The organism is Modestobacter sp. SYSU DS0511 (genome assembly GCF_054050755.1).
Window position 1 is genome coordinate 17,116 of record NZ_JBJGZY010000048.1, and the last position, 10,831, is coordinate 27,946.

8 protein-coding genes are annotated in these 10,831 nt (G+C 75.7%); 1 reads left to right on the plus strand and 7 read right to left on the minus strand.

What is annotated here, in order from left to right:
- Positions 1-50: 50 nt before the first annotated feature.
- Positions 51-410, minus strand: coding sequence for a DoxX family protein (locus tag ACI783_RS17855; protein WP_457141691.1), 360 nt, complete (start codon positions 408-410; stop codon positions 51-53).
- Positions 411-434: 24 nt separating this feature from the next.
- Between ACI783_RS17855 and ACI783_RS17860 the strand changes: the two genes are divergently transcribed.
- Positions 435-1,190 (plus strand): sulfite exporter TauE/SafE family protein, encoded by a 756-nt coding sequence (locus ACI783_RS17860; RefSeq protein WP_457141692.1) that lies wholly within the window; start codon positions 435-437, stop codon positions 1,188-1,190.
- A gap of 74 nt (positions 1,191-1,264) precedes the next feature.
- Here ACI783_RS17860 and nadA read toward each other — a convergent pair whose 3' ends face one another.
- From nadA to ACI783_RS17890, 6 genes are all read right to left on the minus strand, one after another.
- Positions 1,265-2,284 (minus strand): quinolinate synthase NadA, encoded by a 1,020-nt coding sequence (gene nadA / locus ACI783_RS17865; protein ID WP_457141693.1) that lies wholly within the window; start codon positions 2,282-2,284, stop codon positions 1,265-1,267.
- A 56-nt stretch (positions 2,285-2,340) separates the two neighbouring features.
- Positions 2,341-3,429 (minus strand): bifunctional RNase H/acid phosphatase, encoded by a 1,089-nt coding sequence (locus tag ACI783_RS17870; protein ID WP_457141694.1) that lies wholly within the window; start codon positions 3,427-3,429, stop codon positions 2,341-2,343.
- A 79-nt stretch (positions 3,430-3,508) separates the two neighbouring features.
- The gene (locus ACI783_RS17875; RefSeq protein ID WP_457141695.1) at positions 3,509-4,249 is read right to left on the minus strand and encodes a zinc ribbon domain-containing protein; all 741 of its coding nucleotides are present in this window, start codon (positions 4,247-4,249) and stop codon (positions 3,509-3,511) included.
- A 134-nt stretch (positions 4,250-4,383) separates the two neighbouring features.
- Positions 4,384-5,583, minus strand: coding sequence for a Nif3-like dinuclear metal center hexameric protein (locus ACI783_RS17880; RefSeq protein WP_457141696.1), 1,200 nt, complete (start codon positions 5,581-5,583; stop codon positions 4,384-4,386).
- An 86-nt stretch (positions 5,584-5,669) separates the two neighbouring features.
- Entirely contained in the window at positions 5,670-6,797 is a 1,128-nt protein-coding gene (locus ACI783_RS17885) for an L-dopachrome tautomerase-related protein (protein WP_457141697.1), read from the minus strand.
- Positions 6,798-6,925: 128 nt separating this feature from the next.
- A complete protein-coding gene (locus ACI783_RS17890) occupies positions 6,926-10,693 on the minus strand; it encodes an ABC transporter ATP-binding protein (RefSeq protein ID WP_457141698.1) in 3,768 nt (1,255 codons plus the stop codon).
- Positions 10,694-10,831: the final 138 nt, after the last annotated feature.

Genomic DNA, 10,831 nt, shown 5'->3' on the forward strand with positions numbered 1-10,831 from the left:
GCCCGTCCGGCTGACGGATCCCGCGGCCGGTGACGGGGCGCCCGACCGACTCAGCGTCCGCGGGCCACCCGCAACGCCGCCCGCAGCATCGGCACCTGGAACGGGATCCGCGCGACCGCGACCGCGAGCCTCGCCGGGTGCCGCCGGGTGGCCCGCAGCGTCTGGGCGTGCGCCGGCAGCACACCGACGAGCAGCCCGGCCGCCGCCCAGCCCCCGGCCCGCCGCGTCGCCGGCACCGCGAGCAGCGCAGCGGTGGCCAGCTCGGCCAGCCCGCTGCCGATCACCCACGGCCGGGCCGGCCCCAGCTCCGGCGGGATCATCCAGTCGTAGACCTGCGGCCGGACCAGGTGGAACACCCCGGTGCCGGTCATCCCGGCCGCCATCGCCAGCGCACGCGTCTGCTCCCGCACGGGACGACAGTAGGCTCGCCGCTCGTGTCCGCCGTCGACCTGCTCATCGCCGCCGGGGTCGCCCTCCTCGCCGGCGGCGTCAACTCCATCGCCGGCGGCGGGTCGCTCATCCTCTTCCCCGTCCTGGTCGCGCTCGGTCTCGGGACGGTCGCGGCCAACGTCACCAACTCGATCGCCCAGTGGCCCGGCTACATCGGCGGTGTGCTGGGCTTCCGCCGCGAGTACGTCGGGCAGCGCCGCCGGCTGGTCGCCTTCGCCGTCGTCGCGGTGCTGGGCGGCACGGTCGGCTCGATCCTGCTGCTCACGCTGCCGTCCGAGGCGTTCGACACGATCGTGCCGGTGCTGGTGCTGCTGGCCAGCCTGCTGCTGCTGGCCCAGCCGCTGATCACCCGCCGGGTGCGGCGCGCCGCCGACGAGACCCGCACCCGCGACGCGGCCTGGGTCTACGTCGCGCTGTTCCTGGCCACCGTCTACGGCGGGTACTTCGGCGGGGCCCTGGGCGTGATCCTCGTCGGCGTCCTGGGCCTGGGCCTGGGCCGGCTCAAGCTGGCCAACGCGATGAAGAGCGCGGTCGCCACCGTGACCGCCACGGTGACCGTCGTCGTCTTCGGGCTGTTCGGCCCGGTCGCCTGGGCCTACGTCGCCGTCTGCGCGCCGGCCAGCCTGCTCGGCGGGTACCTGGGCGCGAGGGTCGCCACCCGGATCCCGACCACCCCGTTGCGGGTGCTCATCGTGGTCTTCGGCGTGGCCGTGTCGATCTACCTGTTCCTGCGCGGCTAGGTGACGGGTTGGAACGGCCCCGCTGCAGGGGCCCGCGGCGCGCGGAGCGTGTCGTGGGGGGCAGCGGGGTCCTTCTACTCGCCGCCGCGGCCGGGCTCGCCGATGGCGATCATCGCCTCCACCGCGCGGCGGGCCCGGGCGGCGACGTCCGGGTCGACGTCGACCGCGCCCTCCCCGGTGCGCAGGGTGGCCAGCAGCTTCGCCGGGGTGATCATCTTCATGTAGCGGCAGGCCGCCTGGTCGTTCATGGGGATGAACGCGGTGCCGCTGTTCACCGCCCGCAGCTGGTGCAGGATGCCGAGCTCCGTGGCGACCAGCACCTGCGGCGCCCGGGTGGCGACCGCGGCCTCGACCATGCCGCCGGTGGAGAGCACCCGCGTGCGGTCGGCGGGGAGGTCGCCGTGGCTCACGAGGTCGAGCACGGAGGTGGTGCAGCCGCACTCGGGGTGCACCAGCACCTCCGCGTCGGGGTGGGCGGCGATCTGGGCGCGGACGTCGCTGGGGCTGATCCCGGCGTGCACGTGGCACTCCCCCGCCCAGATCCGGATGTCCTCCCGCCCGGTGACCCGCTTGACGTGCGCGCCGAGGAACTGGTCGGGGCAGAACAGGATCTCGGTGTCGGCGGGGATCGACCGGACGACGTCGGCGGCGTTGGAGCTGGTGCAGCAGATGTCGGTCTCGGCCTTCACCGCCGCCGTGGTGTTCACGTAGCTGACGACGACGGCGCCCGGGTGCTCGGCCTTCCACTCGCGCAGCTGCGCGGCGGTGATCGAGTCGGCCAGCGAGCAGCCGGCCGCGTGGTCGGGCAGCAGCACGGTCTTCTCCGGGGAGAGGATCTTCGCCGTCTCGGCCATGAAGTGCACGCCGCAGAACACGATCTCCCGGGCGTCGGTCTCCGCGGCGACCCGGGACAGGTAGAGCGAGTCGCCGGTGAAGTGGGCGACGTCCTGGATCTCGGGCACCTGGTAGTTGTGCGCCAGGACGACGGCGCCGCGCTCGTCGGCCAGCCGGCGGACCTCGGCGGCCCACGCCTCGTACTCGGCCGGGCTCATGGTGCGCTCGCCGAGCGCGGCTGCTGCGGGGGCGACGGTCACGGTGCTGCTCCTGGGGTGGCGCTGGAGGGTGCGGGGCACCATGATGCCCCGCCGGCTCAGCTGAGGTGGCTCGTGTCGTTGACCAGCCGCACCGACGCGCGGCCGTCGGAGGACCAGGTCACCGTCGACAGCGACGCCGCCTCCAGGAACACCCGGTGCACGATCTCGTCGCCCACGCCCAGGCCCGCGGCGAGCAGCAGCTTGATGGGGGTGACGTGGCTGACCAGCAGCACGGTCTTCCCGGCGTGCCGCTCCAGGATGCGGGCGCGGGCCCGGGCGACCCGGGCGGAGACGTCGGCGACGGACTCCCCGCCGGGTGGGCGGACGTCGGTGGCGCCGGACCAGCGGCGGTAGGCCAGCGGGCTCTTCTGCCGCGCCTCGTCGGCGGTCAGCCCCTCCCAGGCACCGAAGTCGAGCTCGCGCAGGTCGGTGTCGACCTCCACCGGGACCCCCAGCACCGCGGCGGCGGCCTCGGCGGTCTGCCGGGTGCGCTGCAGCGGTGAGCTGACGATGACGTCGATGCCCCGGCCGGCCAGGTGCCGGGCCGCGGCCTCGGCGTCCGCCCGTCCGACCTGCGACAACGGCAGGTCGCTGCTGCCGCTGTAACGACGTTCCGGGGTGTGCTCGGTGCGCCCGTGCCGCAGCAGGTGGGTGACTGTCGTGAGCACCGGGGCGGGCTCGGTGGGCTGCACGTCGTCCTCGACGACCACCGGTTCGGCGGCGAGGTCGCGGCGCACCGGCTTGCCGTCCATCGCGCTGTTGGCCAGCGCGTCGGCGGCGCCGTTCTGCGCGCGCGGGACCCAGGTGTAGCGGACCGCGCCCAGCTGGCGGGCGATGTCACGGGCCTGGACGGCGAGCTTCTGCATGTCCGGGTGCTTGATCTTCCAGCGCCCGGACATCTGCTCCACCACCAGCTTGGAGTCCATCCGGACCTCCACGCTCGCCGTCGGGTCGAGGTCGAGGGCGGCCTGCAGCCCGGCGACGAGACCGCCGTACTCGGCGACGTTGTTGGTGGCGCGACCGACCGACTCGGCCCGCTCGGCGAGCAGCCGCCCGGTCGCGGCATCGCGGACGAGGGCGCCGTAGCCGGCGGGCCCCGGGTTGCCCCTCGACCCGCCGTCGGCCTCGACGATGAGCTCTCTCATCGCTCAGCTCCGGTCCCGGGCCGTGCCTCGGTCGCCGGTGCTCCCCGCGATGATGCCGACACCGCCGCCTTCGGACGCCTCACAGCCCGGACTCGGCGGTGCGGACCAGCACCCGGCCGCAGTTCTCGCACCGGATCACCGTGTGCGGGTCGGCCGCCCGGTACCCGGCGAGCTCGACGCCGTAGAACTCGATCCGGCAGCCCTGGCAGCGGCGTGCCTTGAGCTCCGCGGCACCGGTGCTGCCGGTCTGCCCGGCGACCCGGTCGTAGAGCTTCAGCAGGTCGGCGGGGACGGTCGCGGCGATCTCCGCACGCGTGGCGGTGTGCTGCTGCTCGCCCTCGGCGATCTCGGCCAGCGCGGCGTCCCGCGCCTGCTCGGCGCGCTCCTGCTCGGCCTGCGCAGCCGCCTCGGCCGCCTGCGCCGCGGCCAGGGCGCCGTCGGCGGCCTCCCGGCGCTCCATCAGCTCGAGCACCTGGTCCTCCAGGTCACCCTGGCGCCGCTGAAGCGACTCCAGCTCGTGCTGCAGCCCGGTGATCTCCTTGGGCGTGGCGCCTCCGGAGTCGATCCGCTGCTGGTCCCGGTCGGCCCGCTGGCGCACGGTGTCGACGTCGCTCTCCAGCCGCTTCTGCTCGCGGTCGAGGTCGCGGACCACCGTCTCGGCGCGGACGACGTCGTCGGACGCGGTCCGCTGTGCCTCCAGCGCGGCTTCGACGGCGGCGAGCTCGGGAAGGGTGCGCCGGCGGTGGGCCAGTTGCGCGAGCGCGACGTCCTCCGCGGCGAGACGCAGCAGCTTCTGCTGGTCGAAGTGGTCAGCCTGCACGTGGCCAACCTACCCGGCACGCCCTCGCTCGTCGGCCCCCGCGCAGGGGCCCACCATGAGCTGCCAGCGGCGGGGGGGCACGAAGGTCCCTCGACCACCCGCGCCGCCCCGCCCGCCGGGACGGCGAGGGGAGGTCAGCTGCCGGACGGGCCGGTACTGGGCACCTGCCAGGTCCACGGGTCGGTCCGCTGCTCGGAGACCGCGACCTGCACCCGGCCGTCGAGGTCCCGGTGCAGCAGGTCGGCGGCCACTGGCAGCCAGGGCCACTCCGACGCGTAGTGCGCGACGTCGACCAGCGCCGGGCCGGGCACCTCCCGCGCCTCGGAGACCGCGTGGTGCTTCAGGTCACTGGTCAGGAAGACGTCCGCGCCGGCAGCGGTCGCGGCCTCCAGCAACGACCCGCCGCTGCCGCCGCAGACGGCGACCGTGCGCACCGCGCGGTCGGGGTCGCCGGCGACGCGGACGCCGCCCGGGGTGGCCGGCAGCGCGCGGGCGACCCGGTCGGCGAACTCGCGCAGCGTCGTCGGCTCGGCCAGCTCCCCCACCCTGCCGAGCCCGGCGCGGGACGGCGTCGCCGAGTTCTCGAACAGCGCGTAGCCCGGGTCCTCGTAGGGGTGCCCCTCCTGCAGCGCCCGCAGCACGGCGGCCCGGCGGTGCCGCGGCACCACCATCTCCAGCCGCGCCTCGGCGACCCGCTCCAGCCGGCCCTGGGCGCCGATCGCGGGGTGCGCGTCGCCGCCGGGGATGAACGAGCCGGTGCCCGTCGTCTGCCAGACGCAGCGGGTGTACTCACCCATCACCCCGGCCCCCGCCTCGGCCAGCGCGTCGGCCAGCCGGTCGGCGCCGGCCACCGGCACGAAGGCCACGAGGGTGTCGGTCCGCGGGGCGCCCACCGGGTCCAGCGGGAGGGTGTCGGCCAGGCCGAGCGTCGCCGCCAGCGCGTCGTTCACCCCGTGCTCGGCGGCGCGGTCGGCGTTGGTGTGCGCCACGAACAGCCCGATGCCGGCGCGGATGAGCCGGTGCACGAGCCGGCCCTTGGGGTCGTCGGCCGGGACGCCGTGCACCGGCGTCAGCAGCAGCGGGTGGTGGGTGACGACGAGGTCCACGCCGGTGGCGATCGCCTCGTCGACCACGGCCGCGGTCGGGTCGACGGCGAAGAGCACCGACCGCACGGTCTCCTCGCGGTCGCCGCAGACCAGGCCGACGGCGTCCCACTTCTCGGCCAGCTCCGGGGCATACCGCGCCTCGAGCGCGGCGACGACCTCCCCCAGCGGAGCTCCGGGCACGGGCAGCTGCCGGACCGTCGTCGTCCCGTCGTCCACCGGTCGCGCCACGGGATCGGACTGTAGGTCAGCCGCCCGGCGACGGCCTGTTGTGCGCGACCCATCGACCGCGCGGTGTCCCTCGGGAGCGGTGGTGCTCACCGGCGGAGCAGTACGGGGCCGGCGCCGATCGGCGTGCGGAACAGGACGTAGGGGTACCGGCGCAGATCGGTACCGCCGCTGTAACGGGACTGCCGGTGCAGCTGGTTGGCGGTGACGTAGAGGTGCCCGTCGGTGGCCACCGACATGGTGTCGGGCCACAGCAGCCGCGGGTCGTGCACGACGGTCTCCATCGCGCCGTCCGGCCGGCGCCGGAGGACGGCGTTCTGCTCGCCGGCGGTGGCGTACAGGTTGCCGGCGTCGTCGGTCTCCAGGCCGTCGCCGGCGCAGCCCTTGTCGCCCTCGTCGACGACGGTGGCGGCGACCGCGTCGTCGTCGGAGCCTCGGTCGACCAGAGCGTCGGTGCTGACGCTGTACCAGTGCCGCGAGGCCAGCGGGCAGTACCAGAGCCGGGCACCGTCGGCGGAGATGGCGATCCCGTCGGCGCCCATGGCCACCGGCTGCGGCTCGGCGTCCGGCTCGGGCTGCTCCAGGAACGGCCGGCCCTCCACCATGAGGAGGAGCTCCGGCGGGGTGAGCGCCTTGGTCGAGGGGTGGTCGCGCAGGCGCCGCCAGGACTCCCTCGTGGCCAGGTCGACGACGATGATCGCGTTCTCGCCCGAGTCTGCCGAGTCGGTGATGTAGGCGACGCCGGCCTCGCCGCGGCGCAGGTCGAAGCGCACGTCGTTGAGGTAGGTGGTCTCCAGCGCGACCTCGCGCGGGAAGACGATCGTCTGGACGACGCGGTCGGTGGCGAGGTCGACGCAGACCAGCTTGGGCCCGCCGACCTGGGTGGGTTGGAACAGCGGCGAGCCGGTGTCGAGCACCCAGAGCCGGTCGGCCGGGTCGACGACGATGCTCTGCACGCTGACGAAGGCCTCGCGGTCGTCGTCGCCGCGGGGGTCGTTCCACGCCTGGTCCGGGTAGGCGACCACCTGGCCGTCGCGGATCTCCGCGACGGTGGCCGGCACCTCGTCGCCCCACTTCGGGAAGTTCACGAACACCCGGCCGGTGTGCGACACGGAGACGCCGGTGGGCATGGGTCCGTCGGTGAACTCGTGCACCACCTCGAGCTCGCCGAGCGGGCGGTCGGCCTGCAGGTCCCCGACGGTGCTGGTCTCGGTCATGGGACGTGTCGTGCCCCGCACGACCCCCGCTGCAACGTCAGGTGACCCGCCGCACCATCGCGCCCCCGCCGAGCGATGTGCGCTCACTGCCCGGGACCACCGGCGACTGGGCACCTGCCGCACCGTGCTCAGGCCGGCAGCGGGGCGGCGTCCTCGTCGGCGGTGAACGCGGCCCACAGCGCGGCATAGGGGCCGCCGGCCGCCAGCAGCTCGGCGTGCGGTCCCACCTCGACGATCCGTCCGCCGTCGAGCACCGCCACCCGGTCCGCGCGGGCCGCCGTCGTCAGCCGGTGGGCTACGACCAGCGTCGTCCGCCGCCGCGCGACCGCGTCGGCCGCCCGGGTGACCGCGGCCTCGCTGGCCAGGTCCAGCGAGGCGGTCGCCTCGTCCAGCAGCAGCACGTCGGGGTCGACCAGCTCCGCCCGGGCCAGCGCCAGCAGCTGGCGCTGCCCCGCCGACAGCGACCGCCCGCGCTCCCCCACCCGCGTCCGGTAGCCCTGCGGCAGCGCGGCGACCATCTCGTGCGCGCCGACCGCGCGGGCCGCGGCCTCGACCTCCGCGTCGGTGGCGTCCGGCCGGCCGTAGGCGATCGCGTCGCGCACCGTGCCGGCGAACAGGTAGGCCTCCTGCGGGACGACGCCCAGCCGCGCCCGGTACTGCAGCAGGTCCAGCGACCGCAGGTCGGCGCCGTCCACGCACACCGCGCCGGACGTCGGGTCGTAGAACCGCGCGACCAGCTTCACCACCGTCGACTTCCCCGCCCCGGTCTCCCCGACCAGGGCCACCGTCTCCCCCGGCGCCACGGTCAGCGAGACGTCGCGCAGCGCGGGCGCGGGCGCACCGCGGTAGGCGAACGTGACGTCGGCCAGCCGCACCTCCCCGCGCAGCCGGCCGACCGGGCGGGGATCGGCGGCGGCCGGGGTGGACGTCGGGGTGCGCAGCAGGTCGCGCAGCCGGCGCAGCCCGACCGAGGCCTGCTGGTAGCTGTCGAACACCTGCGACAGCGACTGCACCGGGGAGAAGAACGTGTTCACGTACAGCACGAAGGCGATCAGCACACCGGGGGTGATGGAGCCCGCCATCAGCCGGGCCGCGCCCACCGCGAGCACCGCGGCCGCCGCGACCTCGGAGAGGAACTCGACGAACGGGAAGTACGTGGCGATGTAGCGCTGCGCGCGCAGCCGGACGTCGCGGTACTCCCGCGCCCGCTCCTGGAACACCGCCGCCGAGCGCTCCTCGCGGGCGAACACCTGGGTGACCCGCAGCCCCGCGACGTCCTCCTGGAGCCGGGCGTTGACCGCGCTGACCCGCTCGCGGGCCTCTGTGTAGGCCGGCACCGACCGCGACCGGAACCACACCGTGGCGACCACCAGCACCGGCAGCGAGGCCACCAGCACCAGCGCCAGCTCGACGTCGAACCAGAACAGCGCGACGAGCACCCCGACCAGGGTGAGCACGCTGATCACCGCGGTGGTGAGCCCGTTCTGCAGGAACGCCGACAGCGCGTCGACGTCGGTGGTCATCCGGGTCATGATCCGGCCGCCGAGCTCGCGCTCGTAGTAGTCCAGGCCCAGCCGCTGCAGCTGGGCGAAGGTCTTCACCCGCAGCGTGTAGAGCAGCCGCTCACCCGTGCGGCCGGTCAGCCAGGCGGCGCCGCGGGCGGCGACGACGTCGGCCAGCACGACGGCCAGCGCGATCCCGGAGATGCCCAGCAGCAGCGGCGGCGAGCCGGCGGTGATCCCGTCGTCGACGCCCTCCCGGACCAGGGCGGGGACGGCGAGCTGGGCTGCGGTGTCCATCGCGACCAGCACCAACGCCCCCGCGAGCACCCAGCGGAAGGGGCGCAGCAGGCCGCGGAGGGTGAAGTCCGGCTCGGGTGCCCGGGCCCGGTCCGCGGGCACGTCGGGCCGGTCGTCCCCCGGCGGCAGCCGGCGCACCAGCTCCTTGAGCGCGGCGGTCGGTGCCGCGGCCGCCATCGCCGAGCCGCGCCCGCCGATGGAGCTCGCCGCGGCGCGCAGCGGGCCGTCGTCCTCGGCGGCCGGCGCCGCCGCGGGCCAGGCCGCCGCGGTGACCCCACCCGCCACCGGCCCAGCTCCCGCTTCGCCGGAATGGCCATGTCGGCGATCCGGTCCCGGGTCCTCGGCCGCACCGGAGAGCAGCGCGCGGAACAGCGGGGAGCGGGCCTCCAGCTCCGCCACCGTGCCGACGTCGGCCACCCGCCCGCCGTCGAGCACCGCCACCCGGTCGGCCAGTGTCAGCGTCGAGCGGCGGTGCGCCACGAGCAGCGTCGTCCGGCCCTGGACGGCGGTGCGCAGCGCCGCGTGGATCCGCGCCTCCACCGCGGCGTCGACCGCCGAGGTGGCGTCGTCGAGCACCAGCACCCGCGGATCGGGCAGCAGCGCGCGGGCCAGCGCGACCCGCTGCCGCTGCCCGCCGGAGAGGGTCAGCCCCTGCTCCCCGACGACGGTGTCGTACCCCTCCGGCAGCGCGGTGATGAACCCGTCGGCCTGGGCGGCCCGGGCGGCGGCGCGGACCTCGGCGTCGGTGGCGTCGGGCCGGCCGAACGCGATGTTGGCCCGCACCGTGTCGGAGAACAGGAAGCTGTCCTCGAACACCACGCCCAGCGCCGCCCGCAGCGCAGTGGTGTCCAGCTCCCGGACGTCGACCCCGCCCACGCGCACCGCCCCCGCGGAGACGTCGTAGAAGCGCGGCAGCAGGCTGACCACGCTGGACTTCCCCGACCCCGAGCTGCCGACCAGGGCGAGGGTCTCCCCCGGTTCGATCCGCAGCGACACCCCGGCGAGCACCGGCCGGTCGGCGTCGTGGCCGAAGGTGACGTCGTCCAGCTCGACGGTCAGCGGCCCGGCGGGCAGCGGCGCCGGCCCGCTGACCAGCGTCGGGTGCGTGTCGATGACCTCCAGCACCCGTTCGACGCCGGCCCGCGCCTGCTGGCCGATGGTGAGCACCGCGGCCAGCTGCCGCACCGGGGAGACCAGCACGGCCAGGTAGGTGGCGAAGGCGAGGAAGGTGCCCAGGCTGATCGAGCCGCGCAGCGCCAGCCAGCCGCCCAGCGCCAGCACGCCGACCTGGCCCAGAGCCGGCACCGCCTGCAGCAGCGGGTTGTACCGGGCGGTGAAGCGCACCACCCGCATCCGCGCCCCGAACAGCGTGCGCGCGCCGGCGTCGACCCGGTCCAGCTCCCGGTCCTCCTGACCGAAGCCCTTGACCACGCGGACGCCGGAGACCGCGGCCTCCACGTCGCCGGCCAGCTCGCCGGCCTGCTGCTGGGCGGCCCAGTTGGCCGGGAAGAGGTCGCGTCGGGAGCGCAGCGCGAGCCACCACAGCGCCGGGCCGACGGCGAGCGCCACCACCGTGAGCAGCGGCGACAGCCACGCCATCACCCCGAGGGAGACGACGAACAGCAGCGCGTTGCCGGTCAGGTTGGGCAGGAACGCCAGCAGCCCCTGGACCAGGGTGATGTCGCTGATCGAGCGGCTCACCGCCTGCCCGGTCTGCAACCGGTCCTGCCCGGGTCCGTCGAGGCGGGCGAGGGCGGTGTGCACGTCGTTGCGCAGGTCCACCTGCACGTCGAGGGAGAGCCGGCCGGCGAGGTAGCGGCGGACGAACCCGGCGGCGAAGCGGAGCACCCCGGCGAGCACCAGCGCGACCACGAACGGGGTCACGTCGACGTCGCCCCCGCCGTCGGCGCCGGCGACCACCCGGTCGACGACCTCCCGGGTGAGCAGCGGTGCCAGCGCGGCGATCACCGAGCCGGCCAGCGCCGCGGCGAAGGCGCCGAACAGGTCGCGGCGGTGGCGCAGGCAGTAGCCGGTCAGCCGGCGCAGCCAACCGCCGGCGGGGCCCTGCTCACCGCGGGTGCCGGGAGATCCCGTCACGAGGCGGATCCGGGGCGGGGGGGGGGGGGGGGGGGGGGGGGGGGGGGGGGGGGGGGGGGGGGGGGGGGGGGGGGGGGGGGGGGGGGGGGGGGGGGGGGGGGGGGGGGGGGGGGGGGGGGGGGGGGGGGGGGGGGGGGG